This window comes from Paraburkholderia sp. MM5482-R2 (genome assembly GCF_050436125.1).
GTDB classification, from domain to species: domain Bacteria; phylum Pseudomonadota; class Gammaproteobacteria; order Burkholderiales; family Burkholderiaceae; genus Paraburkholderia; species Paraburkholderia tuberum.
The window spans coordinates 2,704,407-2,728,187 of the sequence record NZ_JBNDLP010000003.1; the positions used below are offsets into that span (position 1 = coordinate 2,704,407).

Annotated in this window: 22 protein-coding genes; 7 read left to right on the forward strand and 15 right to left on the reverse strand. The window is 61.7% G+C overall.

Going from position 1 to position 23,781, the window contains the following annotated elements; all coding sequences use genetic code 11:
* Window positions 1–8: 8 nt before the first annotated feature.
* The 5 genes from OKW37_RS34390 to OKW37_RS34410 form a co-directional block, all read right to left on the reverse strand.
* A complete protein-coding gene (locus tag OKW37_RS34390) occupies window positions 9–1,325 on the reverse strand; it encodes a lipopolysaccharide biosynthesis protein (protein WP_429403595.1) in 1,317 nt (438 codons plus the stop codon).
* A gap of 16 nt (window positions 1,326–1,341) precedes the next feature.
* Window positions 1,342–2,352, reverse strand: coding sequence for a glycosyltransferase family A protein (locus tag OKW37_RS34395; protein ID WP_429403596.1), 1,011 nt, complete (start codon window positions 2,350–2,352; stop codon window positions 1,342–1,344).
* Between the two features lie 69 nt (window positions 2,353–2,421).
* Window positions 2,422–3,879 carry a hypothetical protein gene (locus tag OKW37_RS34400; RefSeq protein ID WP_429403597.1) on the reverse strand — a complete coding sequence of 486 codons (1,458 nt, stop codon included), beginning with the start codon at window positions 3,877–3,879 and terminating at the stop codon, window positions 2,422–2,424.
* A gap of 18 nt (window positions 3,880–3,897) precedes the next feature.
* Window positions 3,898–5,013, reverse strand: coding sequence for a glycosyltransferase family 4 protein (locus OKW37_RS34405; RefSeq protein WP_429403598.1), 1,116 nt, complete (start codon window positions 5,011–5,013; stop codon window positions 3,898–3,900).
* Window positions 5,014–5,073: 60 nt separating this feature from the next.
* Window positions 5,074–7,395 carry a polysaccharide biosynthesis tyrosine autokinase gene (locus tag OKW37_RS34410; protein ID WP_429403599.1) on the reverse strand — a complete coding sequence of 774 codons (2,322 nt, stop codon included), beginning with the start codon at window positions 7,393–7,395 and terminating at the stop codon, window positions 5,074–5,076.
* Between the two features lie 809 nt (window positions 7,396–8,204).
* On the opposite strand from OKW37_RS34410, the gene OKW37_RS34415 reads away from it, so the two are divergent.
* Together OKW37_RS34415 and OKW37_RS34420 are read left to right on the forward strand one after the other, a co-directional pair.
* Complete coding sequence (locus tag OKW37_RS34415; RefSeq protein ID WP_184067461.1) at window positions 8,205–9,137, forward strand: GlxA family transcriptional regulator; 933 nt, start codon at window positions 8,205–8,207, stop codon at window positions 9,135–9,137.
* 58 nt (window positions 9,138–9,195) lie between these two features.
* Window positions 9,196–10,212, forward strand: a complete 1,017-nt coding sequence (locus OKW37_RS34420) for an ATP-grasp fold amidoligase family protein (protein WP_429403600.1) — start codon at window positions 9,196–9,198, stop codon at window positions 10,210–10,212.
* A gap of 152 nt (window positions 10,213–10,364) precedes the next feature.
* Here OKW37_RS34420 and OKW37_RS34425 read toward each other — a convergent pair whose 3' ends face one another.
* The 5 genes from OKW37_RS34425 to OKW37_RS34445 all read right to left on the reverse strand — a co-directional run bounded on the left by OKW37_RS34425 (window position 10,365) and on the right by OKW37_RS34445 (window position 14,900).
* Window positions 10,365–11,072: a substrate-binding domain-containing protein gene (locus OKW37_RS34425; RefSeq protein WP_429403601.1), complete on the reverse strand. Its 708-nt coding sequence runs from the start codon at window positions 11,070–11,072 to the stop codon at window positions 10,365–10,367.
* A gap of 14 nt (window positions 11,073–11,086) precedes the next feature.
* Window positions 11,087–11,770: a 4-carboxy-4-hydroxy-2-oxoadipate aldolase/oxaloacetate decarboxylase gene (gene ligK / locus OKW37_RS34430; RefSeq protein WP_184039569.1), complete on the reverse strand. Its 684-nt coding sequence runs from the start codon at window positions 11,768–11,770 to the stop codon at window positions 11,087–11,089.
* Between the two features lie 2 nt (window positions 11,771–11,772).
* Complete coding sequence (locus OKW37_RS34435) at window positions 11,773–12,798, reverse strand: amidohydrolase family protein (RefSeq protein ID WP_429403602.1); 1,026 nt, start codon at window positions 12,796–12,798, stop codon at window positions 11,773–11,775.
* Window positions 12,799–12,869: 71 nt separating this feature from the next.
* Complete coding sequence (locus OKW37_RS34440; RefSeq protein WP_429510042.1) at window positions 12,870–14,228, reverse strand: MFS transporter; 1,359 nt, start codon at window positions 14,226–14,228, stop codon at window positions 12,870–12,872.
* Between the two features lie 543 nt (window positions 14,229–14,771).
* Window positions 14,772–14,900, reverse strand: a complete 129-nt coding sequence (locus OKW37_RS34445) for a hypothetical protein (protein ID WP_260321434.1) — start codon at window positions 14,898–14,900, stop codon at window positions 14,772–14,774.
* Window positions 14,901–15,119: 219 nt separating this feature from the next.
* Here OKW37_RS34445 and OKW37_RS34450 point away from each other — a divergent pair, with 219 nt between their 5' ends.
* The 3 genes from OKW37_RS34450 (at window position 15,120) to OKW37_RS34460 (ending at window position 17,120) form a co-directional block, all read left to right on the forward strand.
* The gene (locus OKW37_RS34450; protein ID WP_184067445.1) at window positions 15,120–15,701 is read left to right on the forward strand and encodes a cytochrome b/b6 domain-containing protein; all 582 of its coding nucleotides are present in this window, start codon (window positions 15,120–15,122) and stop codon (window positions 15,699–15,701) included.
* A gap of 3 nt (window positions 15,702–15,704) precedes the next feature.
* Window positions 15,705–16,499 (forward strand): molybdopterin-dependent oxidoreductase, encoded by a 795-nt coding sequence (locus tag OKW37_RS34455; protein WP_429403603.1) that lies wholly within the window; start codon window positions 15,705–15,707, stop codon window positions 16,497–16,499.
* A 219-nt stretch (window positions 16,500–16,718) separates the two neighbouring features.
* Window positions 16,719–17,120: a DUF3597 domain-containing protein gene (locus tag OKW37_RS34460; protein WP_090809158.1), complete on the forward strand. Its 402-nt coding sequence runs from the start codon at window positions 16,719–16,721 to the stop codon at window positions 17,118–17,120.
* 262 nt (window positions 17,121–17,382) lie between these two features.
* On the opposite strand, the gene OKW37_RS34465 is transcribed toward OKW37_RS34460, so the two are convergent.
* A complete protein-coding gene (locus OKW37_RS34465; protein WP_084754487.1) occupies window positions 17,383–17,655 on the reverse strand; it encodes a hypothetical protein in 273 nt (90 codons plus the stop codon).
* 329 nt (window positions 17,656–17,984) lie between these two features.
* Window positions 17,985–19,685 carry a Na/Pi cotransporter family protein gene (locus OKW37_RS34470; RefSeq protein WP_184067435.1) on the reverse strand — a complete coding sequence of 567 codons (1,701 nt, stop codon included), beginning with the start codon at window positions 19,683–19,685 and terminating at the stop codon, window positions 17,985–17,987.
* Window positions 19,686–20,063: 378 nt separating this feature from the next.
* On the opposite strand from OKW37_RS34470, the gene OKW37_RS34475 reads away from it, so the two are divergent.
* Both OKW37_RS34475 and OKW37_RS34480 read left to right on the forward strand, forming a co-directional pair.
* A complete protein-coding gene (locus tag OKW37_RS34475; protein WP_429403604.1) occupies window positions 20,064–20,804 on the forward strand; it encodes a 3-ketoacyl-ACP reductase in 741 nt (246 codons plus the stop codon).
* Window positions 20,805–20,977: 173 nt separating this feature from the next.
* Window positions 20,978–21,382, forward strand: a complete 405-nt coding sequence (locus tag OKW37_RS34480; protein ID WP_184067430.1) for a Fis family transcriptional regulator — start codon at window positions 20,978–20,980, stop codon at window positions 21,380–21,382.
* A 16-nt stretch (window positions 21,383–21,398) separates the two neighbouring features.
* On the opposite strand, the gene OKW37_RS34485 is transcribed toward OKW37_RS34480, so the two are convergent.
* Genes OKW37_RS34485 through OKW37_RS34495 form a run of 3 tightly spaced genes read right to left on the reverse strand, consistent with a single transcriptional unit; the run spans window position 21,399 to window position 23,781 of the window.
* Window positions 21,399–22,727: a c-type cytochrome gene (locus tag OKW37_RS34485; RefSeq protein ID WP_429403605.1), complete on the reverse strand. Its 1,329-nt coding sequence runs from the start codon at window positions 22,725–22,727 to the stop codon at window positions 21,399–21,401.
* Entirely contained in the window at window positions 22,727–23,143 is a 417-nt protein-coding gene (locus tag OKW37_RS34490; protein WP_184067424.1) for a hypothetical protein, read from the reverse strand. The genes OKW37_RS34485 and OKW37_RS34490 overlap by 1 nt, the downstream gene beginning before the upstream one ends.
* Window positions 23,140–23,781, reverse strand: coding sequence for a cytochrome c oxidase subunit 3 (locus tag OKW37_RS34495; protein WP_090810416.1), 642 nt, complete (start codon window positions 23,779–23,781; stop codon window positions 23,140–23,142). The genes OKW37_RS34490 and OKW37_RS34495 overlap by 4 nt, the downstream gene beginning before the upstream one ends.

Sequence of the window (23,781 nt, forward strand, 5' to 3'; positions counted from 1 at the left end):
GCGCCACTTCAATCGTCCTTTGCGCCGCCCGCCTGCGTACTAAGCCCGCACACCACCCGCACCCGCTCGAGCGCACGCTCGGCGCCGGGCAACAGCCCGACCAGCTCGAGGCGAATCAACACGCTGAGCAGCGTCACCGACAGCGCCGCTTCGCCGATCACCCGAGCAGAGGCCATGCCAATCGCGCCAAAACGCGGCGCGAGAACGAGCGCCGCTGCGAGATTGACCAGCGCCGAGGCGACGCCGGCCATCGCGAGCACCCGGTCTTTCCTGCGCGGCACGAATACATAGAGCGCGACGAACTCGTTGAAAGCCGCGAACGGGAACATCCATGCAAACACCTGCAACACGTGCACGCTCGGCTCGAACGCGGCGCCGAGAATCAGCGGCAACACGAAAGGCGACAGCGTCAACGCGCCGCACAGCACGAGCACGCCATAGCCGAGCAGCAAGATGGCGCCGCGCCGCGTCGTGACATGCGCGCCCGCCTTGTCGCCCTGCGCGAGTTGCCGGGTTATCGTCGGAATAAAGACTTGCGCCGCGGGGGCCATCAGGCTGAGTCCGATCGTCGCGAAACGCTCGGCCGCGCCGAAATAGCCGACCTCCGCGGGCGTCGAGAACAAGGTCAGCAAATACGTCGACGATGCCGTCAGGACGGCGGAGCCGGACGAATAGCAGAACAGCATCGTCGACCGGCGCACGAGCGGCAGGACGCCGGCAAACGCCAGACGCGGCCAGCCGAGTTGCCACGTCGTCAAACCGTAGGCAATGATCAAGGACGCGATACCCGCAATCAGCAGACTCGCCAACACCCATACGGCATCGTTCGGTCCTTTGACGAGAGTCAGCACCAGCACGAGACTCAGCGCGAAGCCGAACACTTCGATCATGATCGGCGTTCGAATGTGTTGCCGCCCCTGAAACAGCCAGCCGAGATTGCATGCCGACACGATACCTAGCAAGGTCGCGAGCAGGCCGATCAGCGGCCGCTCCGACAGTAACGGTGAACAGAACGTCGCAATGATGCCGATGCCCGCGCCGATCACGGCGAGTGTCAGCCGCGCGCTGACATGCAGCGAATAGATCGCATTGCATTCCTGGGTCGACTGCGCTTTCGCCACCTCGCGCATGCCGACGAATACAAAGCCGAAGCCGACGAGCATCCATATCGCGTTCATCAGCGACATCGACGCGAGTACCCGGCCGTATTCGGCCACGCCGAGCACCCGGCCATAGAACGGCACGACGATCAGGAGGTACACGTACCTCATGAAATAACCGGCGTAAACAAATACGATCAGGTTGGCGCTCGTTCGTCTATCCATGCCGTCCTCCTTCGCCTCAGCGTCCTGCGACGCGACGGCGCGCGAGCGGGTTCGCGATATAACGCACCGCGAAATCCGACAGCGGCGAATAAGGCACGAGACACAGGCTCGACAGTACGAGCGTGCCGAGCTTCTTCTTCAGGCTCCAGAACGGATTTGCAATGATCGTGTGCAGATAGTTGCGCGAATCGAGGATCATCCAATGCCAACGCCGGAACAGGGTCGCGCGATAAACGGAAGAGCAGAATGTCGCTTTCTCGTGTGAGAAGTCGAGAAATGTTGCCGGTAGCTCTATGTCGAGCCGATCTTTGGCGATATTGCGCAGAATGGCCCAGCGCATGTTGAACGCGCGCGGTGCTTTCGTCAGTTGTTCCGAGTTCGCGAACGACACCGTTTCACTGCCCGCGTTATGCACCCGGTAGCCGCCTAGCGACTTCGACAAGGTCGCGATCGGTCCAGCCAGCGCGACGCCATAGATCGCATAAAAGTCCGCGCCATAGCGATTCACACCCTCTTCGGGAACCGGGAAGATCTGCTTGAGCGCGCTCACCCGGTAAGCATTGCCAGACGCGGGCGGGGACGGATAGAGCCACCCACCGCGCAGCAGCCTGCCGCAGTCGTGTGGCGGCTCGCTATTCGGCACGTAGGCGCCCGTCAATGCGCCTTCGTTGTCAATCACGTCGAGCCGGAATTGCACCTTGGCCCACTCGCCGCCCTCGAAAAAGCGCATGACTTCGGTAACCGCGGATGGGTACAGCACGTCATCGGAATCGAGAAGGATCACATACTCGGTGGTGAGCGACGCGATTGCATAGTTGTAGGCGGATACTTGCCCGCCGTTTTTCTTGCACAACGTCAGTACGCGATCGCCATAGCTTTCGATGATCGCGCGCGAACCGTCGGTCGAGCCATCGTCGACGACCATGACGGTGGTCGCCGGATAATCCTGCGCGAGCGCCGAGTCGATCGCCGCGGCCAGATAGTGCTCGTAGTTGTAATTGCAAATCGCAATGGTGACCTGCTTCATGATGTGTCAACGCTATCCGTCAGGTTCGATCCGCCGGCTCCCGGCGGTCGTCATGCTCGCGAAATATCGCTATGCCACTGCCTGCGTCACACGACGCACCACGAGATAAGCCAGATGTTTGGGCGGATTATTACCAGCGCCGTTCACCTGGTCGGGTACCTTGAATCGCACGTTCATCAAATCGCTGTCCCAACTCAATGCAACCTTGTCCGGTGCGCTCGCCTCGCCGCTCAGCGCATCGATGAAATCGACCTGCACCGCGTGCGAGCGCAGCGGCTGCAGCCCGCCGATGGAAATGTTCTGCCAGCCCGCGTTGCTGCTCACCTGCATCACGAGGTCGTTGCCGGAAAGCAAGGCATTTGCAGCAACACCCGGACCGCATTGCAGCGGCTTCGAAAAACCCGCCAGATGCCCACCCGCTGTTTGATGCAACACGACCAAGCTTCGACCGGAAACGTTGTAGGTTCGTTCAGGCGGACCGGGATGCGTGAGACGAAAAGGTTCATAGCCGTCCCAGTGATAGATCATCGACAGGTACTTGTTCGGGTCGTCCCAATTCCTGCCGAGCGCCCACACCGCGAAGTCGAAGAAATAACGCGGCAAATAGTGCGGGTCTTTCATGTACTCGTTGCCGATCTCCGTTTGCCAGATGCCGCGCGCGGGACCGCTCTTCACATATCGCTGGTACAGCGATTCCATATCGGCAACCGGCAAGTAGTGCGTGTCGATGTAGTCGACCCAATCGAGCATGCGCTCTTTCAAGACCGGACTGCGATATTCGAGCCAGCGGTGGAAGTTATCGAGGCCGCCCTGGTCCGGCCAGCCGCCATACACCACATACGCGCGATAACTGCGAATGACGCGGGCCGCCGGAATATGAATCCGCTCGACGTAATCCTGCATCGCGCGTTCGTACGGTTTCGAGCGTTTTTCGTCCTTGCTGAACTCCGGGCCGTGCCAGAAGACGGACTGAGGCAAGCCGCCGGACAACTTGCCGGCCGCCTCGTTCCAGATCTGGAAATAGCGCAGGTTATAAGGCGGCGCTGAATACTTACGGACCACCGCGTCGACATACCGCTTCCACGCGTCCACATCGACCGGTGCCGAATTGCTGTCACCCGGCACACTCGCATTCCATCTCGGCGTATAGCCGAGCAGCAGCAGCGAACCGATTCCATTGCGCTCGTTTCGCAACAACACCGACGGCAGATCGCTTTGGAACGCCGAGCCCGTTTTGTCGATGCGCATCGCCTCGCCGGGCCCATGAGGCTGACCGGGGCCGACCGTGTCGCGCCCCCAGCTGATGCCCATCGCTCGCCACATCTCGATGTCGGCGGCCGATCCGGCCCAGCCGTTCGTGCCGATCAGATCGGTGATCATGCGAGCGCGCGCGTTGGCGGTCGGTGCGTCCCGTACCAATGCGACAGCGGGCCTGATATTCGACAACGGCGCGGCCGCACCCGCCGCCAACGCGGCGAGTGTGCGCAATGCACGTCTTCTGCCAGCACAGGTCTTCATGCGATCCATGTTCGTGCCCACCCATCGCTAGCTCGCGGACGCGCGCGGCGCCAGTTCTGGCAGCCGCTCGCCGGTCTTGACATCGAGGATTTCGAGCACCTTTTGCGCCGCGCCCTCCCAGCGAAACTCGCGCGCATGCAGCAGCCCCGCGCTGCGGTAACGTTGGCGAAGATCGGCGTCGCTCATCATCTGCGCGATCTTTGCGGCGATGTCGTCCGCGGAAGTCGCGTCGCAGTACATTGCGGCATCGCCGCATGCTTCGGGTATCGACGTGCGCGCCGACGCGATCACCGGACAGCCGCAATACATCGCTTCCAGAGGCGGCAGGCCGAAACCTTCGTATAACGACGGAAACACGAGGCAGCCAGCGCTCTCGTACAGTGCCTTCAGCTCCGCGTCCGACACGAAACCTGCCCACACGACCTGCCGCGAATGCACAGGCTGCTCGACGCCTGCACCGCTGAAGATGCGCGGATACTGTTTTCCCACGATGACGAATTTGACGTCGCGCAGATGCCCGAGCCGCACGATCGCATCGAGCACGCCGCGCAGATTCTTGCGCGGATCGAGACTGCCGACGATCACGCAATAGGCGTCCTTGTTCAATTCGAGCCGTTGCAGCACCGATGGGTCGGCAACGATCCGGTCGAAATGATCCGCGCCGGGCGCCACCACTTTCACACGCGATTCGTCGATTTTCAGGTGATGGCAGATCCGCATTTTCGAAAACGTCGAGACCGTCAGAACGATCGGATGCGTGCGCGGCAAGAGCGCGAAACAAATGCGATACCAGAGCCGGAATTTCCTCGAAAAGCCTTGCGGCACGTCAAAGACGGCCATGTCGTGAACCATCACGACCTGACTGTGCTTGAACAGCGGGTTCGTATTGCACAGACTCAGCAGCGTGATGCCGCGTGCGGCGACTGGCAGCGTGATCTGCTCCCACAGCGTGCCGCGCAGCCACGGAAAGCGCCGTTGCGGTTTGAGCAGCGCCCCCGGCTCGACCGCGTTTTGCGGCACGAACACTTCCGGTTCGTCACCGGGCGCGGCGCGCATCTGCATGGCCCGCGTCAGCTCATACGCAACGCGTTGAACCCCCGTGATGGACTGAGAAGTAAACTTTCCGTTGATTGCAAAGGCCATCTGGTTCTCCGTTTTACGCCATCGCGAACGCGCTTTACCGCGGTTGGGGTCTCCACACGCTCAGGCGCCCCGCGGCGCTTGCTGTCCAACGTCGTTTTCGCCGAAATCGCTGGCATAGTTCGTTTCGTAGCCATAGTTCTTCGTGCTTCGACGCAGCGGAATGCCGTTGAACACCGCGCCCGCGATGCGCCCTTCCGCGCGTTCCACCTTTCTGAGCGTGTCGGCGATCTCCTCCTCGCTTTGCATGCCCGAGCGCAGCACGAGCAGAGATGCGCCCGCCTCGTTCGCGACGATCGAGGCGTCGGTGACCGCGAGGAAAGGCGGCGTATCGATGATCACCAGATCGAACTGGCTCGACAGCCGCTCGAGCACATCCTTCAGGTGCGGCCGCATCAGCAGCGCGGCGGGGTTCTCCGGGCGCACGCCGCATGACAGGAACGTCAATCCTTCGATGCGGGTCGAGCGCAGCGCACTGCGGAGCGGCAGGCGTTCGGACAGTACTTCGGAAAGGCCTCCACGATTGCTCTCGTTGAATAGCGAGGCGAGATGACCGCGTCGCATGTCGGCATCGATCAGCACCACCCGTGAGCCGATTTCAGCGTGAAGGATCGCCAGATTCGCGGCGACGAAGCTCTTGCCGGCCGACGGCGTGGGCCCGATGATCATCACGATGTTGTTGCGTGCATGCGCGAGATCGCGCGTGACGGCGGTCCGTACGCTGCGCAGCGCTTCGACCGACGTGTCGTGCGGAAAGCGCGCGGCGAGAATCCTGTTCTGGACGCCGGAATCGAACTGTATCTCGTGCAGACTCTTCTGCATCGGCGGATGGCCGCGCCCGGCTGCTGCCGGCAGCGATTTGCGCCCCGCGGTCGCATCGCGGTCGAGCAGCAGTTGCTGATGGCTGAACAGAATCTCCCCAAACACCGGCACGCTCATCTGGCGCTCGACATAGCGCGGGTCGGTCACGCCGATCATCACGTGGCGGCGCATGAAGACCAACGCGACGCCGGACACGATACCGAGCACCAATCCGCCGCCGAGCACGAGAATCGGCTGTGGCATGACCGGCATATGCGGTCTGATCGCGCGATCGAGAATATGCGCGCCGCCCGTCGTGCTGGCGCGGCGCACCTGCAATTGCTCGGCCTTCTGCACCATGCCGAGATACACCGTTTCCGCGACCTTCTGAGCGCGGATCAGATCGACGCTCGCGCGTTCCGACGCGGGCATGCCGTTGAAATGGTCGGAGAATTTCGCTTTCGCTTCTTTTAATTGCGCCAGTTGCTCGTCGACGTTCTGCACCCAGCGGCTCTGTCCCGTATAGCGCTCGAGCATTTGCGTGCGCTGCAATTGCAGCGCCGCGATCTGCTTGTCGAGATCGAGGCCGCCCTGCAAATAGGCTTGCGCCTCGTTGGTCGGCTGCATCGATTGCGAGCGCGACCGGAAGTTCTTCAGCGCTTCCTCGGCTTTTCGCAATTCGCCGAGTAGACGCGGGAGTTCGCCGTCAATAAACGCGAGCGTCTGCGTGTCGTTCGCTTGCCGGCTCGCCACCGCGGATGCGAGGTATTGCTCTCCCAATGCATTGGCGACGGCCGCGGCTTTGTCCGGACTCTTGTCGCGGTACTGGATTTGCATCAGCCCAGAGTCTTTCACCTTGTCGCCAATCTTGACGAGACTGGTGAAGCGCTTGATGGCATCGAGCTCATTCCAGCGGATCACCTCGAACTTCGTGCCCGGCCGCGCAGCGAGTTCCTTCACGAGCATCGACACGCCGTTCTGCTTGAGCGGCACGCCGACCGTGCCACTCGCCAGCAACTCGCCGGACGGGCCGTGCAATTCGAAGGCGCCATTGTCGAGCGCGGTCAAGGTCAGCTTCTCTTCCTCGAGTTCGCGCGGCACGTCGAGCGCGGCGATCTGCACACGCTCGCCGCCCCATGCAAATGATTTCAGCCCGAGCCACGGCGCCGCGGGCTGTCCCGGTGTAGCGAATTTTTCGGCGATGTCGCCGAGAACCGGAAGCTTGTGCGGCTTCACCGAAATGTCGAAACGGAACTGGTCCATCACCGGCTGCAAAACTGCACGGCTTTCCATGACCGCCATTTCGGTTACCGACGACGGCGTCGGTGGCGGCAACAGTTCCTGGTTCTGCAACGCGAGTCCGAGGGCATTTGGCTCGGGTGGGTCCACGCGAATGATTACGTCAGCGGAATAGATAGGCGTGGCAATCAGAAGATACGCGACCGCGAACGTGAGGACGACGACCGTCGTCACCACGATCTCCCAGATGTGGTCGCGCATTAGCGTGAGCATCGCGCGGGCACTGAGTTGTCTACGCTCGGTATCAACAGCGGGATAGAGCGAGTTTTGCGGATAGTAATCCACCGGTCTGATCCTTGCAGGTTGATGAAACAAAACGATCGGCGATCGCTTTGCGTCGCCACGTCGCTATTTATGCCGCCGGCCGGATAGACCCTCGATTGGCTGGCAGCACGGCGAAGCGACGTGCTGTGTCGGGTTAGGTCGGGGAGCCGTGTTCGGGACCTCTCGAACCACGGAAGGCTACACAGCTATTGCTTATCCACCGCGGTATTGCCGATTGTTCTTCTCACGAATCAGCAAATGCGAAGCCCGCCATTCACGTAATCCGCGATTGACAATTTCTCTCTCGATGTTGCGCTGAAGCATAGTCCGCAAAGGATCGAGGCATTCGCCGGCGGCCCAAAGTAGGGTGCTATTGGCCGATAATGCGGAGCCTTTTACAAATGAAACAGAAGCCGGAAAGGCTTGTTGCGATCTGCAATTGCTGTAACAGAGTAATACGAGAGGCATCGTACATCGCGACAGAACGCCAATTGCAAGGCTCAAGTGCCAGGAATGCCCTTGTTATCCCGCGAATCGCGCCGAATCCAAGCCACTCGGCGCATTCCGCCGATGCCCCAGCATTTCGCTTGCAAGAATCGCGCTAATTGATCGGGAAAAAAATTCCGTGCAACGTTAATTAGTAGCACGCATTTCTGCGAATAGCGAGGTAAGAATTTCTTGAATCCTGACGATTACGCCAAAACACCCACGCATGCCGGCCAAGCTCGTCTCGCCCAAATCGATGCGCTAATCTCAATGCGTAGATTTTCCTGACTGGAGAAGCTCGCGTGATGAAGCACATTGGTCTATTCGTCTTTCAGGATTGTTCGATGGCAAGTACCGGCGCGATCGGCGACGCGTTCCGGCTTGCCAATGAGTTCAAGAGAACGGCTGGCGAAGAGGCGCCATACCGGTTTACCGTGGTATCCGACGGCGGCGGTCTGGTGACCAGTTCGTCCGGCATATCGATCTGGACGCAAGGCCTCGAACGCTACTGCCTCGCTGATTTCCATGCGCTCTTCGTGGCCTGCCGCGACGTCACCGAAGTCGCGGAATCCAACGACCGCTTTCTGTCGTGGATCTCGCTGCAAGGATCGATTGCATCTTTCGGCATGCAACAGGGTGCGAATCTCGCGGTCGTCTGCAACGATCCGCTGCAATCGATCGTGCCGATTTTTCTGTTCGACGACAGCGGTGACGCCGCGCGCACGCAAAGCAATGTGACGCCGACCGATCTCGCGCTCGCGCAGATCGAACGCGACATCAATACCGACACTGCCCGCAAGATAGGCCGCATCCTGCAAACCGGCTACGCCGAGAAAAGCCGCTCCGAGTTCGACGACGTCAACATCACGACGACGACGGAGAAGATTCGCGAATCGGCGCGCTGGATCAAGGAAAACTACAGCAAGGCAATTTCGGTTGCGCAGGCGGCCGAATCGGTGGCGATGAGCAAGCGCAATTTCCAGCGCCGCTTCAAATGCGAGTTCGGCATGACGCCGCTCGAATATCTGCTGCGCACACGCTTCGAGATCGTTCGCTCGATGCTGAAGAACACCGATCTGCCGGTCGACAAGATTGCGCGCCGCTGCGGAATGGGCGACGGTAATCGGCTTGGGCGGCTATTCAAGGAGCGCTATGGTATGTCGCCGACGCAATTCCGCGCGCAACAGCATGTGGATGCGGACGAACGCTGGCTGACGCCGGAGGAAAGCTGGAGTGCCGCGACCGAGATGTTGCGGCAAGCGCCGCTGACGCTTTGATTTCAATTCCCGTTACTCCGAGGACGACTCGTCGACTCGACCGCAAAGGGATTAGAACATGACGATCATCAAATCCGCCGAACTGGCCGCGCAGGATGCGGCCGTCGCGCCGAAAAACATGGCCTCCCTACACTCCGGTGACAGTGCTCTGGCCGCGCCCTGCCGGCAGCCGGGCTTGCACACCGGTGCGCATTCGGCGCACGGGCAATCGCCATCTACCGCGAGAAAAATCAAGGAAGCGGCGAAAACGCTATTGCCGGACGCCCTTTTCCTAAGCCTGTTACATCACAAATGCATTGGCCGCTATCCGAACCTGATTCGTCCGGTGACGTTCAATGAGAAGATCCTGCAGCGCAATCTTCATCCTGATCCGCGCTATATCGACCTGACCGACAAGCTTCTGGTGCGGGAATATATTGCCCGGAAAATCGGCGACAAGCATTTGATACCGCTGATCGCAGCGCCCGATGCATTCACGCCCGAAGTGTTCGACGCACTGCCGGATGCTTTCGTAATGAAAGCCAATCACGGCAGCAGCTACGTCGAAGTGGTGAGAAACAAATCAGAGACCTCGTTCGAGAAGCTGAAGAAGCTCGCCGACCAATGGTTGCGCGCCGAATTCTATTACGTTGGGCGCGAGCGGCACTATCGGACGATCGAGCCGCGCGTTTTCTTCGAGCAGTTGCTGCTCGATCGGCGCGGCCAGATTCCGGCGGATTTCAAAATGCACTGCTTTGGCGGCCGTCCTGGCGGGCCGATCATCTATATCCTCGTGATCTCGGATCGATTCGGCAACGCGACGCACGGCGACGTGTACGACGCCGACTGGAATCACCTCGATATCGCAATCGGCGACTACAAGCGCAGCGCGTTGCCCGCTCCGCGCCCGCCGCATCTACAGGCCGTGCTCGATGTCGCGGCCCGTCTGTGCGAAGACTTCGACTATGTGCGCGTCGACCTGTATGCGCCGGACGACCTCGTTTATTTCGGCGAACTTACATTTACGCCCGGCGCGGGCGTGCTGCCCTTCACGCCGGACAGTATCGATTACGAGTGGGGCAAGCTGCTGGCTTGAATCCGCTTTCATTCGTAGCGTTTTGCGTCCGCCATCCGAGCGGGCGTGCCGGTCAGCGCTTTCAGCGTTTCGAAGCCGAGCATGCGCTCGCGCAAAGAGATGGAGGCGGAAAAGGCAAGGACACAAGCCTGGGCGGCGAGCGCCGCCCGCCATCAAGCCGGCGACATGCCGTTTTGCAGCTTTGCGCCGTCGGCCTCGCGCGAGGCCAGAAACGCCAGCAACGCCTGGGCTGCTTCACGCTGGCGCGCCACCGTGCAGATCGCGGCGGTGAAAGTTGTGGTGGACTGGGTGGCGGCCGGAAGCTCGCCGAGCACGTCGATGCCGCCCACGTGAATCAATTCGCTCATCTGCTGAAAGCCGAGCGCGACTTCTCCGCGCGCGACGAGCGTGCCGACCGGCACACCCGGCGGCGCCTTCACGATACGCGAAGCGATCTGCCCGGCAATGCCCCAGCGTTCGAACAGCTTCAGTAGATGCGTACCGCTCGGCCCCGTCGAGTAACCGATACTGCGCGCACCGAGAATCGCGTCGCGCAGCGCTGCTTCGGACGCGATGTCCGGGTGCGTTTCTCCGGCCGCGACCGCGACCGCGATGCCCGAGCGCGCGAGTCCGACGCGGCTCGCCGCCTCGACACAACCCGTCACCACGAGCCTCTCGATCGCGTCGGCGGCAAGCACGACGATGTCGAAGACTTCGCCATCCTCGACCCGGCGCGCCGCATCGACGCCGCCGACCGATTCGATCGCGACGCCTTGCCCCGTGCGCCGCTCGTAGAACGGGGCGAGTCCGGCCAGCACCTGGCGCATGGCCATCGACGAAATGCCGGTGATCGGCGCGCGCGTGGCTTGATCATTGATCATTGCGACCACGCCTGTCAGTCCTTGTAACGCAGTCCGGCCTGCTCGAGCGGCCCGCGCATGTTGTACATGTCGAGACCGAGCACCCCAGAGGCGAGTTTCGCGCGCTTCCCGGCTTCATTGGCCTCGCGCGCCGCAGCCTTGTCGAGCACGGCTTGCGCGGCGGCCACCGGCACCACGACCACGCCGTCCTCATCGGCAACGACGACGTCGCCCGGTGTGACCAACGCACCCGCGCACACGACCGGAATGTTCACCGAGCCGAGCGTCGCCTTGACCGTGCCTTTCGCGGAAATGGCCTTGCTCCAGACCGGGAAGTTCATTTCGCTCAGCACGCTGACGTCGCGCACGCCGGCGTCGATGATCAACGCATGCGCGCCGCGCGCCTTGAAGCTCGTGGCCAGCAGATCGCCGAAGTAACCGTCGGTGCTCTGTGCGGTGACGCCGGCGACGACGACGTCGCCCGGCCGGATCTGTTCGGCCGCGACGTGCAGCATCCAGTTATCGCCCGGTTGCAGCAGCACCGTGACGGCCGTGCCGCTCGCGCGCGCGCCGGTATAGATCGGGCGCATATACGGTTGGAGCAGGCCCGTGCGGCCCATCGCTTCATGCACGGTGGCCGAACCGAGCGCGCCGAGTTTCGCTGCCACCTCCGCATCCGCGCGCTGGATGTTGCGATAGACGACTCCGATTTCATACATGATCACAGCCCCTTCGTTTTCAGCAACGCGTCGAGACGCGGATAGACGCGCCGCGCGTTACCTTCGTAGATCTTGTAGCGCTGCTCCGGATTCATATCCGCGGCTTCAACGTAGCGCTTCGTGTCGTCGAAATAGTGACCGGTTTCCGGATCGACGCCGCGCACCGCGCCGATCATTTCGCTCGCGAACAGGATGTTGTCCACGGGAATCACGCGCGTGAGCAGGTCGATACCCGGCTGATGATAGACACAGGTGTCGAAGAACACGTTGTTCAGCAGATGGTCTTTCAGCAAGGGCTTTTTCAGTTCCTGCGCGAGGCCGCGGAAACGACCCCAGTGATACGGCACCGCACCGCCGCCGTGCGGAATCACGAAACGCAGCGTCGGAAAATCGCGAAACAGGTCCGAGGTCAGGCATTGCATGAACGCGGTGGTATCCGCATTCAGGTAGTGCGACCCGGTGGTGTGGAAGCACGCGTTGCAGCTCGTGCTCACGTGAATCATCGCGGGAATGTCGTACTCGACCATCTTCTCGTAGATCGGATACCAGGAACGGTCCGACAACGGCGGGCTGGTCCAGTGGCCGCCCGACGGATCGGGATTCAGGTTGATCGCGACATTGCCGTACTGCTCGACGCATTTGACGAGTTCAGGAATACAGGTGGCCGGATCGACACCCGGACTTTGCGGCAGCATCGCGGCCGGCACGAAGTTCTCGGGAAACAGCCGGCTCACGCGATAGCACAGTTCGTTGCAGATCGCGGCCCACGTGCTCGAGATTTCGAAGTCGCCGATGTGGTGCGCCATGAAGCTCGCGCGCGGACTGAAGATCGTCAGATCGAGGCCGCGCTCGCGCATCAGTTTCAACTGGTTGTTTTCGATCGACTCGCGCAGCTCGTCGTCGCTGATCTGCAATTCCGACCCCCTCGGCATCCCGGAAGGACTCTTGATGCCTGCGATCTGGCGGTTGCGCCACGTCTCCAACGCTTTCGGCGCGGTGGTGTAGTGTCCGTGAATGTCGATGATCACCGTGATTCCTCAGTAGATGAATTTATCCAGCGGCGCCCGCGAAACGCGCGCGCGCCGCGTTGCCTCACGCCTCAATGCGCGATATTCGGCTGCGCCACCGTTTCGGCGCCGCCCACACGCTGGCTCACCAGGATCGCGATAGCGGCGAGTGCGGCGGGGATCGCGAGCATCGCCAGGATCGCGCCGAACTGCCAGCCGAAGCCGAGCAGCGCGCCGCCGATCGCCGAGCCGAAGATACTGCCGAAGCGGCCCATGCCGAGCATCCAGCTCACACCAGTCGCACGCGCAACGGTCGGGTAGCGGCCGGGTGCAAATGCGTTCAGACCGGTTTGCGCGCCGCTCATGCAAAAGCCCGCGGCAAACACCAGCAATGCAAGCGACGAAGACAGCGCGCCGATGTGGCCGAGCCCGAGCACGCACAGTGCGCCGCCGATATACGCGGCGCTGATGACCGGCGCCGGACGCGCCTTGTCCATGAGCCAGCCGACGAGGATCGCGCCGATCGTACCGCCGATCTGGAACATCGCCGTGACGTTGGCCGCGGTCGTGACCGACAGACCCGCATCTTTCATCAGCGTCGGCAGCCAGCCGGTCAGCAGATAGATCACGAGCAGGCCCATGAAATACGTGACCCACAGCGCGATCGTCATCGAGCCATAGCCTTGCGAGAACAGCACGCCGATCGGCTTGCGCGTGGGCAGCGGCGGCTCGTTCGACACGAACACTTCATTGCCCGCGAAGTGCACGCCGCACACACGACCAAGCACCTTGCCGATACGCTGCGCGGGCGCGCCGCGCACCGCGAGCAGACGGGCCGACTCGGGCAGCAGCCAGATCTGGAACGGGATCAGCACGAGCGGCAGTGCGCCGCCGAAAATCAGCACCGCGCGCCAGCCGTGAACCGGAATCAGCCAGCCGGCCGCGAAGCCGATCAATGCCGAGCCGAGATTGAAGCCCGTGAACATCACGGTGATCAGCAGCGCGCGCTTGCGTTGCGGTGCGTACTCGGACAGCAGCGTCGTCGAGTTCGGCATCGCGGCGCCGAGACCGACACCGCTGAGCAGACGCAATGCTGCCATCGAAAACGGCGATTGCGCGAACGCAGTCGCGATCGTGAACACGCCGAACAGAAACACTGACGTAATCAGCACCCACTTGCGGCCGATGCGGTCCGATGCCGGACCCGCGAACAATGCGCCAATCACGAGACCGATCGGCGCCGCGCTCATCACGAGTCCGAATTCGGGGCGCGAAATCGCCCAGTTATGAATGATGGAAGGCGCGACGAAACCCATGATCGCGACGTCCATGCCGTCGGCCGTCACGATCAGAAAACACAGCACGACCAATAGCCACTGGTAGGGCGAAATCGACCGTTCGTCGATGAACTTCTTGATATCAATCCTGTTACCGCTGGTAGTACTGGTCATCAAAACTCTCCTGTCCCCTTCATTGGTCTCATCGCGCGCTCGAAGCGGGTAGCTTCGCAAAGTACGTCGACTCGGTAACCATCGTGGCGATGGGCCCCTACACGGCTTACTCAAATAACTGGCGTGAAGGTACGTTTCGTCCTTCGCGGGCCAAAGCGCGGGTTAACCATCGGGTCGATGCGAGTATCCGCATTCTCAGCGTTCCGCATAGCATCGGCGAAGCCCGTCCGATTCGCGCAAAGCCCCACTGGACAAGCGTTCAAACCAGAGTCACGGCCCTTCGAAGCGGGCTTTTCGAACGCCTGCTGGTGCACACCCTGATAAACAGAACAGATGAAGCGGGAATGAACTCGCATAGAACGGCACTGAGACGCCCCGCTTTTCCGATCAACATGGATGCGCCGCGCTGGTAGCGGATTTGCCCCACACAAAAAGGGCACAAAAAGAAAAAAGCGGCATGACCGTGCTACGGTCATGCCGCTTCGGGCTGAGCCGGCCTCGCGAGACCGGCTGGTACTCAATTACCGTTGTGCGCTACCCGGCTCAGGGTGCTGCGACCACCGAACCTTCCGCGCTGCAACCTTCGAGCCAGCGTCTGCCCGTAGTCAGGAATGTCGTATGCTGCGTTTCCCATGCGGCGGGACGGCCTTCCTGCGCGATGTGCGTCGTCATTGAAAGTCGATAGCAAGAACGAAAAGATTTCAGACACGACGGAATAACCGTCGATCGATCGCGTTACCGCTTCGGGCGCAATGCCAGTCTGACGCTCGCAGCGTACCTCGTCGCCCGATCCTGCCTGCGGCCCCATACCGGCGCCGACGGCATCCCGTTGACGGCTCCCGCGGCACCGGAATGATTGTCAACGAGCATGGAGTGGCCTTGAGGCACAACATGGTTCAACCCGGATGGGTGCGAATTACGCACTGGATCAATGCTGTCGCGGTCGTGCTGATGGTAATGAGCGGCTGGCAGATCTACGACGCGTCGCCGATCTTTCCCGCAATTGAGTTTCCACCTTCGATCACGCTTGGCGGCTGGCTCGCCGGAGCGCTGCAATGGCATTTCGCAGTGATGTGGCTGCTGGTCGCGAATTTCATCGTCTATCTGGCGCTGAATCTGGCGACCGGACGCTTTCGACGCAAGCTGCTGCCTGTCCGGCCGAAACAGTTGGTCGCCGATCTGCTCGCCGCGCTGAGCGGGCGCCTGAAACACGACGACCTCGCGCACTACAACTCGGTGCAAAAGCTCGCCTATCTCGTCGTGATCGCCGACATCCTGCTGATCGTGTTGTCCGGGCTCGCCATTTGGAAGTCGGTGCAGTTCCCGCTGCTGCGCACGCTGATGGGCGGATATGACAACGCGCGCGTGGTGCACTTCATGTGTATGAGCATCCTGGTGGCGTTTTTCGTCATTCACGTCGCGATGGTTGCGCTCGTGCCCCGCTCGCTGCTGTTGATGCTACGCGGACGGTAAATCATGACGATCCGAAAACGAACCGCGCAACAAGGCACCTTCCTCGCGACGCATGGCGAATCGATCATTCGCGATGCTCAGCGCGAACTCAAATCGCCTGCGCGCCGGCTGTTCGGCCGGCGGCTGCTGACGTTAGGCGGCATCGCGCTGCTGTCCGGTTGCGATCTGACCGACGACAAGGCGGTGAATACCGCGCTGCGCCGCATCTCGTTCTTCAACGACGACGTGCAGGCACTGCTGTTCGATCCGAACAAGCTGGCGCCCACGTATCCGGCATCGATGATCACACGGCCGTTTCCGTTCAATGCGTTCTATGGCGTCGACGAGGTGCCCGAGATCGATGCCGCGACCTACCGTCTGCAGGTCAGCGGCCTCGCGCGCGGCAAGCGTACTTGGACGCTCGACGAACTGCGCGCGCTGCCGCAGGAAAGCCAGATCACGCGTCTTATCTGTGTCGAAGGATGGAGCGCGATCGGTCGCTGGGGCGGCGTGCGCTTTTCCGAATTCCTGCGCCGCGCGGGCGCGGACACGAGTGCACAGTACGTGTCGCTTCATTGCGCGGACTACAACTACTGGACGAGCATCGACATGCCGACGGCGCTCCACCCGCAGACGCTGCTCACGCTGACTTACAACGGTGACGTGCTGCCGCCGAAGTATGGTTTCCCGATGAGGCTGCGTGTGCCGACCAAGCTCGGCTTCAAGAATCCCAAGCATGTCGTCGCTATCGAAATCACGAACCAGTATCCGGGCGGCTATTGGGAGAACCAGGGCTACAACTGGTTCAGCGGCTCGTGACGCAATGATGTTGTTCTCCTTCCATCAACCACGCACAGCGTCATGTTGACGTGACGCGGGCTGAGTCGTGTCAGGATCATTGCGCGCGGACCAATACGAGCAGTCGACGGGTTGACAAAATATTACGTTTTTCACCGTGGTAGATCGCGTAGCATAGTGGGGGTATGTCCTGCGAGCGCCCCCACTCGCATTCGTTATTCAACCGCGGAGATTTCGGAAATGAGTATTTTTGGTGACATCGTGCACAAGCTGTTCGGCAAAGCGAAGCCGGACCAACCTCCCCCCGCGACAGAACCCACCCCCGACCCGGCCGCCGCGCAAGCCGCGACGCCCAGCGCTCCCGCCGCGCCCGCGCCGCTGACCGACGTCGACGTGGCCGCCGTGATGGATCAACTCGTCAGCGAAAGCGGACAGACGTTGAACTGGCGTACGTCGATTGTCGACACGATGAAGGCACTCGGCGTCGACAGCAGTCTCGAACACCGCAAGCAACTTGCCCAGGAATTGAAGTACAGCGGGGACATGAACGACTCCGCGAGCATGAACATCTGGCTGCACAAGCAGGTGATGCAGGCGCTCGCGGCAAACGGCGGCAAGCTGCCGCCCGATCTGGCAAGTTAAGCAGGACGAAGCAGGCGTTTCGCAGTAAGCGAAGCGCAGTGGAAGTCGCGCAGTAAAAATCACGCAGTAAAAATCACACTCAGTCCAGGTTGCCCGGTCGAAGCACGAAACCGGGCAACCGGACACTTCTCCGCTCGGCAATCAATGCTCACACAATCGACTATCGAGAGCGTGCACTGCACGCGCCCGCGACAGCACGATTGCCATCAGCCCACGTATCGAAACGCGGGTGACGGAACACATTGCGATGGAATAGACGCGGCTATTGCGCCGCGGTGAGCTTGAGTCCCGGCCGCAACGGCTGGGGAGACTCCAGAGGAGCCTTGCGTTCGTCCGATACCTGTTCGATTCCCTTTCGCGTGACTTCTTCGAGGAAGGTCAGGCGAGCCCGATAGTAATCGGCACGCAGCTGTGCGTCGAGCACGAGCTGTTCGGCCTGAAACAGTTCCATGCGCAAGTTGTTCAGCGCGCGTTCGGCCTGTTTCTCGGGAGTAGGAGCATGTTGTGAAGCCCAGTTAGCAAGCCACCTTATCATGGTGAAGCCCTCCTTGAGTTCAATGCTCTGCTGCGACAAAGGCTATCAAATTATGGATGCGGCGTGTGTTAAATCGCTTCAGGCGTTGCTTATTGTGCGAGCTACCGTGGGTCGTCGCACGATCGACTTCACCGCCGCGCCTTGACTACTGATACCACAACACGCGCGAGGCGAAAAAAACCCGCACAGCAAAGGCGGGCAATCCCACTCTCTTTGAAAGCGTGTCACGAGGATGACACGCCACAAGTTTAGAGCTCGTGCAACCCCAACGTCCGTGTGCTGGCGATCACTTTGCGCGAATATATCGATCTCCAATCATGCGTCGCGCGCTATTGCAGCTCTTGAAGCGCTGCCACATTTTTCGCAATGGCCCGCGCGAACTGCGCGATCTGCCGGCCCTGCTCGATCAGATCCATGGCGGTCCGGAACGTGACCACGTCCGCCTTGTCCGCCAGCTGAAGCTTCGCGAGCACGACCTGACGCGCGGTCGCGGCGAGCTTGTCGATGCCGGCCTTCGCGTCGACGACCTTCGCGACCTCTTCCGGATCGCGCGTCTCGATCGTGCGGATCGCCTGCTCGAGATTGCGGATCACCGCCTCGGAAAACTGCGTGGTCGCCGCATCGCGCAGACGCAGCAGATCGATCTGCTGCGTCATTCGTTGTTGTCCGACCGTCATCAGCGTCATGCCGACAATGCCGCTGATGCTCTCCAGATGACTCGTGACCTGCGTATAGCCGACCACCTGCTGACCTTCTTCCTCCGAGTGCTGCCGCTGCGACAGGCGGCCGATATATTGAAGAATCTCGAAGGCCAGCCGGTCGCTTTCCTTGTCCTGATCGAGCATCTGATTGATCTCTTCCATCGTGCCGGTCGACACCATCTGCGAGCCGCGTTGCACAACGTCGAGCACCTGCGCGCCGAGCCGGGTCAGCTCGATACGCACGCGTTGCAGTGCAAGTGCCGGCACCGCCAGCGACGTCTCGTCGAGATACTGCGGATCACCCGCGGGTTTGGCGGCCTTCGCGCGCTTCGGCACGACCAGTTGCGCGAGCCGCGCGATCGGACCGGCAAACCAGATCAGCAGCAGCGTGTTCGCCACGCTGAACAGCGTATGCACATTGGCTACCTGACGCGGCGCCTCGGCCGCGAGGCGTGCAAGCCCTTGCAGTTCCGGATGCGACGGCGATATCCAGCGCACGACCTCCGCCATCTGCGGAATCAGGAAGAGCGCAATCACGACGCCGAGCACATTGAAGATCAGATGCACGACGCCGACCTGCAACGCTTCCGGTGGCTTGCCGATCGAGGCGAGCAGTGCCGTGCCGCAGGTGCCGACATTCGCGCCGAGAATCAGCGTGATGGCGGCTTCGAGCGGCATCAAGCCCTGGCCGCTCAACGCAATCACGACCGCGAGCGTCGCCGCCGAGCTTTGCACAACCGCGGTGAAGACCGCCCCCACGATGACGCCGACGAGCGGATTGCGCATGTCCTGCATCGCGTCGATGAACGGCTGATAGGTGCGCAGCGGATGCGTGGACTCGCCCATCAGCTGGATGCCCATGAACAGCAGTCCTAGCCCCATTACGACGCGGCCGAGCTGCCGCAGCAGCTCGCGCGGGGCAAACGCGTGCAGCACGAAGCCGATCGACAGCATGTACGGCGTCAGACGCGAAACGTCGAAGGCGATGATCTGCGCGGTGATGGTCGAGCCGATGTTCGCGCCCATGATCATCGGCACCGCCTGGGTCAACGTCATCAGGCCGGCGGACACGAAACCGACCATCAGCACCGTCGTGATGGTCGACGAATTCAGCAGCGCGGTCACGACGGCGCCCGCCACCACGCCGCGAAACCGGCTTGCGGTCAGCACGCCGATCAGCGACTGCAGTTTCGATCCCGCGATCGCCTTCAGGCCGCCGGTCAAGAACTCCAGACCGAGAAGAAACAGCGCGAGGCCGCCAATCAACAGCCCGAAGATCCCAAGGAAGTTCAACCTGTCGGGATCGATGTCAGCAAGATAATCAGCCATCCTGATGTGCCTCTGATGATCACACGAATAGAACGGGAGCGAGGGACGGCTTCGCGCCGCGCATCGACGACCGTGCAGGCAGTCTGCCGCACGGTGTCCGGGGCAGGTACTTAAGGCTAACGCTAAGGGTAAGAGGAAGACGGCGCGCAGGCAAGGACGGGAGGGTGGCCGGCAGTCTCGGAGCGACCCCGGAGTCCGCAAAGCATGCCACCCGCAATCGACGTAATTCATTGCCCCGTCAAGCAACGATTCCACCCCTGATTTGGCAGTTAACCCGTAGGTGAAAATGCCCATCGTCCCAGCCGTTGGCCGCTGCCAATAATAGGTCCATCCTCCAATCAAACTTGCTCAATTCACCCCAAACAAGAAGGAGGACTTATGGCAAACCGTGTTGCATACGTAACCGGCGGCATGGGCGGTATCGGAACCGCCATTTGCCAGCGCTTGCACAAAGAGAACTACACCGTCATCGCGGGCTGCGGCCCGAACTCGGCGCGCAAAGCCCGATGGCTGGAAGATCAGAAAGCGCTCGGCTATAACTTCGTCGCATCGGAAGGCAACGTCGCGGATTGGGAGTCCACCGCGAAAGCGTTCGAGAAGGTCAGGAAAGAAGTTGGTGAAGTCGACGTGCTCGTCAACAACGCCGGCATCACGCGCGACGGCATGTTCCGCAAGATGACGTTCGAAGACTGGGAAACGGTGATCGACACCAATCTCACGAGCCTGTTCAACGTGACCAAACAGGTCATCGAGGGCATGGTCGGCCGAGGCTTTGGGCGCATCATCAACATCTCGTCGGTCAACGGCCAGAAAGGCCAGTTCGGGCAAACCAACTACTCCACGGCCAAGGCCGGCATTCATGGCTTTACGATGTCACTCGCGCAGGAAGTGGCGACCAAGGGCGTGACGGTCAACACCGTGTCGCCGGGCTACATCGGCACCGACATGGTCAAGGCCATCCGTCCGGAAGTACTGGAAAAAATCGTCGCGACAATTCCGGTACGGCGTCTCGGCACGCCGGAAGAGATTGCGTCGATCGTCGCGTGGATCGCGTCGGATCAAGCGGGCTTTGCGACCGGGGCGGATTTCTCGCTGAACGGCGGTCTGCATATGGGCTAACGGGAACGGCGCCGCGTCGCGCGCGGCGCAGCCGTTTTCCGTTATGGACGTTGTCAGGTTCCGTGATGGTGTAGCGGCCGGCGCGAGCCGGCCGCCTCAGTGAGCTTATGACCAGAAAAGCGAGCCCTACTCGCGCTGCACCCGCGAAGTCGCCGCGCACGCACCCGAAGGCTATGCTGCGCCCGATCGTACCTGCCAAAGCAGGCGAAATTTCGCTCGACTATCACATGACGCTCGAGGCATTACGCAGCGGCGTCGCCAATCAATATCACGTCGGCAGCATGGCGCAGGCCATTTACATGGCGATGCTGCTGAATCAGCGCGGCTATGGTTCGGCCGTACCCGAGCTGTTTCGCGACGCGGAGGGAGCGATTCTGCGCTGCCGGCAGGCGGGACTCGAAACGGGCCTCTGCGTGGTCGATCACGACGCCTACGCGCTACTCGGTCAGGTTCTCACGCTCTTCGATCAGCAACTCGCGGCGGCGCCAGTACGGGAGTTGATCGCGGTCAATGCGAAGCTGAAGACGCTGTTCAGCGCCGCCAATGGCCACTGCGACGGTAACGAGAACACCGCATGACGAGGCGCGTTGGCATTCACTTGCGCAATGCGCCGCGCACGCTCGACACATCGTTTCGCGTGACCGGTCCGGCCGCATTTCCCCATGTGGTCCGAACAAACGTGAGCACGCGCGCCATTTCGGTGTCCGTCAGCTTGCCGGCGAAAGACGGCATCTTGCGCGGCTCCGGTCCCGACTCGGTATGCGGACTGCCCCCGCCTTCGACCAGCAAGCGCACCAATGATGCGCTCGACGCCGACAACACCGCGGGGTTGCCCGCGAGGCGCGGATACTTGTTCGGCACCCCCGCCCCGTCCATCTGATGACAGCGCGCGCAATACGATGCGTAAATGCCCGCGCCGGGTCTTTCCACATCCCCGGTTTTCAGCGCCCGTACGGTTTGCTGCGCGGCGGCGGAGCGGGCGTTGAAATAGCCGCTTGGCGCGCGCGGCGGCAGGCTCTTCAAATACGCGGCGATCGCCGCGAGATCGTCGTCGTTCAGGTACTGCGTGCTGTCTTCGACGACCTGCACCATGCTGCCGAACGGGATGAGTCCGCCGCCGTGGCCGTTTCGAAGGAACTCGACGATGTCGGTCGCGGAACTGCGGCCGAGCCCCGAGCCCGGGTCGGCGCTCAGGTTCGGCGCGAACCAGTGATCGTTGGTGCCTCCCGTCAGATAGGCCGATGCCGACTCGTCATAGCCGCGCTCTTCGTACGCCGGTCCGCGCGGCGTGTGGCAGGCGCCGCAATGGCCGAGCGATTGCACCAGGTACGCGCCGCGATTCCATTGCGCATCGCGTTTCGCATCGGCTTTGAACTGGCCTTTCGGCGCGAATGCCCAGTCCCAGAACATCAATACCCAGCGCTGATTGAATGGAAACGGCAAGCGCGTTTGCGGAGCAGGCGCCGCGACCGGTTGCACGCCGTGCATGAAGTATGCGTAGAGAGCATGCATGTCGTCATCGGTGATTTTCGCGAACGACGGGTACGGCATCGCCGGATAAAGCCGCTTGCCCCCGGGCGCGATGCCCTCGCGCAACGCGCGCGCGAAGTCGTCATAGCTATAGCGGCCGATGCCGTATTGCGGATCCGGCGTGATGTTCGACGTATAGATCGTGCCGAACGGCGAACCCATGCCGAGGCCGCCGGCAAACGGCGGTGTGGCCTCAGGCGCCGCGCCCGGATGCGGGACGCGCGGCGCGGCGGTGTGGCAACCGGCGCAATCGGCGGCTTTGGCGAGATATGCGCCGCGCGCGACCTGCGCGGCGTCGGTGGAGGCGCTGGCGGCGTTTGCGGTCGCTGCTATCGTCAGCGGCCATGCGGCCGCGATGGCGAACCTGAGCGCGTTGAGAACGTCGCGCTTCATCACCACCACCTGCACGGCGATACGATCGCGACCGCGGCATCCGTTGCGATCAATGCGAACAGAAACAGCGTGCTGCACATCACCGCGACGTGCGTCAGAAACCAGTCGAGTTCGGCACGCGTGCGGCGCTCGCCGTTCAGCGCACCGAACTTCAGTGGCGCGACGCGGCGCAAATTGCGCCACGCGACCCACGTGCCGAACGCGCCCGCGATCAGACACACGGTGCCGAGCGCGACGAGCGCCGGACGCATCCACGACACGAGCGGCGCGCCGAGCGGATGGTTGTGCGGATAGCAGGCCTGCGCCGCGAGCGCTTCCGCGAGCATCATCTGCAACAGCCACGCGAACGGCGCCGCGAGCAGACCGATCAGCACGTAGGGCATCGAGATGTGCGAGTCTCTGGGCGCTGTCGTCATGACCACTCCCGGAACAGATACGGCGTCAGATACAGCGTGCTGAAAATGAACAGCCAGACGACATCGACGAAGTGCCAATACAGCCCACCGACCGACAGCGCCGCGCAGCGTTTGTCGTCGAAATAGCCGAGCGCGGTCCAGATCGCCAGCAGCGTCAGCACGACGATCCCGACCAGTACGTGCGCCATGTGAAAGCCGGTAATCGTGAAGTACAGCGAACCATAGAGATGCGAGGTCAGCCCATAGGGGTGGTTGTGCCATTCGCGCAACTGAATGCCCAAGAAGATGCAGCCCAGCACGATGCCCACCGCCATCGACGCGACACCGAGCCGCAATCGCCGCCGACGCACGCAGCGCTCGCAGAACCAGACGAACACGCTGCTCGATAGCAGAATGACCGTATTGGCGCTGCCGAGCCCGAGCTTCGGCAATCCTTCCGGCGGCCAATGCTGCTGGCTTTGCGAGGCCAGATACAGATACGAGAAGATCAGATAGCCGAACAGCGCGCCTTCGGTCGTGATCAGCGTGAAGCAGCCCCACCAGCCGCTCGATCGCTCGCCCGCGCTGCCAACCGGCAACGCACGCGCGGTCTCGTCCGGTTCGCTCGACGAGCGATTGAGATCCAGTGCATCGCTCAT

What these genes read in the sequence shown, in the direction of transcription:
- OKW37_RS34390 (WP_429403595.1), bottom strand. Translation starts at nt 1,325, where the DNA reads ATGGATAGACGAACGAGCGCCAACCTGATCGTATTTGTTTACGCCGGT.
- OKW37_RS34395 (WP_429403596.1), bottom strand. Translation starts at nt 2,352, where the DNA reads ATGAAGCAGGTCACCATTGCGATTTGCAATTACAACTACGAGCACTAT.
- OKW37_RS34400 (WP_429403597.1), bottom strand. Translation starts at nt 3,879, where the DNA reads ATGGATCGCATGAAGACCTGTGCTGGCAGAAGACGTGCATTGCGCACA.
- OKW37_RS34405 (WP_429403598.1), bottom strand. Translation starts at nt 5,013, where the DNA reads ATGGCCTTTGCAATCAACGGAAAGTTTACTTCTCAGTCCATCACGGGG.
- OKW37_RS34415 (WP_184067461.1), top strand. Translation starts at nt 8,205, where the DNA reads ATGGCAAGTACCGGCGCGATCGGCGACGCGTTCCGGCTTGCCAATGAG.
- OKW37_RS34420 (WP_429403600.1), top strand. Translation starts at nt 9,196, where the DNA reads ATGACGATCATCAAATCCGCCGAACTGGCCGCGCAGGATGCGGCCGTC.
- OKW37_RS34425 (WP_429403601.1), bottom strand. Translation starts at nt 11,072, where the DNA reads ATGATCAATGATCAAGCCACGCGCGCGCCGATCACCGGCATTTCGTCG.
- ligK (WP_184039569.1), bottom strand. Translation starts at nt 11,770, where the DNA reads ATGTATGAAATCGGAGTCGTCTATCGCAACATCCAGCGCGCGGATGCG.
- OKW37_RS34440 (WP_429510042.1), bottom strand. Translation starts at nt 14,228, where the DNA reads ATGACCAGTACTACCAGCGGTAACAGGATTGATATCAAGAAGTTCATC.
- OKW37_RS34445 (WP_260321434.1), bottom strand. Translation starts at nt 14,900, where the DNA reads ATGACGACGCACATCGCGCAGGAAGGCCGTCCCGCCGCATGGGAAACG.
- OKW37_RS34450 (WP_184067445.1), top strand. Translation starts at nt 15,120, where the DNA reads ATGGTTCAACCCGGATGGGTGCGAATTACGCACTGGATCAATGCTGTC.
- OKW37_RS34455 (WP_429403603.1), top strand. Translation starts at nt 15,705, where the DNA reads ATGACGATCCGAAAACGAACCGCGCAACAAGGCACCTTCCTCGCGACG.
- OKW37_RS34460 (WP_090809158.1), top strand. Translation starts at nt 16,719, where the DNA reads ATGAGTATTTTTGGTGACATCGTGCACAAGCTGTTCGGCAAAGCGAAG.
- OKW37_RS34465 (WP_084754487.1), bottom strand. Translation starts at nt 17,655, where the DNA reads ATGATAAGGTGGCTTGCTAACTGGGCTTCACAACATGCTCCTACTCCC.
- OKW37_RS34470 (WP_184067435.1), bottom strand. Translation starts at nt 19,685, where the DNA reads ATGGCTGATTATCTTGCTGACATCGATCCCGACAGGTTGAACTTCCTT.
- OKW37_RS34475 (WP_429403604.1), top strand. Translation starts at nt 20,064, where the DNA reads ATGGCAAACCGTGTTGCATACGTAACCGGCGGCATGGGCGGTATCGGA.
- OKW37_RS34480 (WP_184067430.1), top strand. Translation starts at nt 20,978, where the DNA reads ATGCTGCGCCCGATCGTACCTGCCAAAGCAGGCGAAATTTCGCTCGAC.
- OKW37_RS34485 (WP_429403605.1), bottom strand. Translation starts at nt 22,727, where the DNA reads ATGAAGCGCGACGTTCTCAACGCGCTCAGGTTCGCCATCGCGGCCGCA.
- OKW37_RS34490 (WP_184067424.1), bottom strand. Translation starts at nt 23,143, where the DNA reads ATGACGACAGCGCCCAGAGACTCGCACATCTCGATGCCCTACGTGCTG.
- OKW37_RS34495 (WP_090810416.1), bottom strand. Translation starts at nt 23,781, where the DNA reads ATGAGCGATGCACTGGATCTCAATCGCTCGTCGAGCGAACCGGACGAG.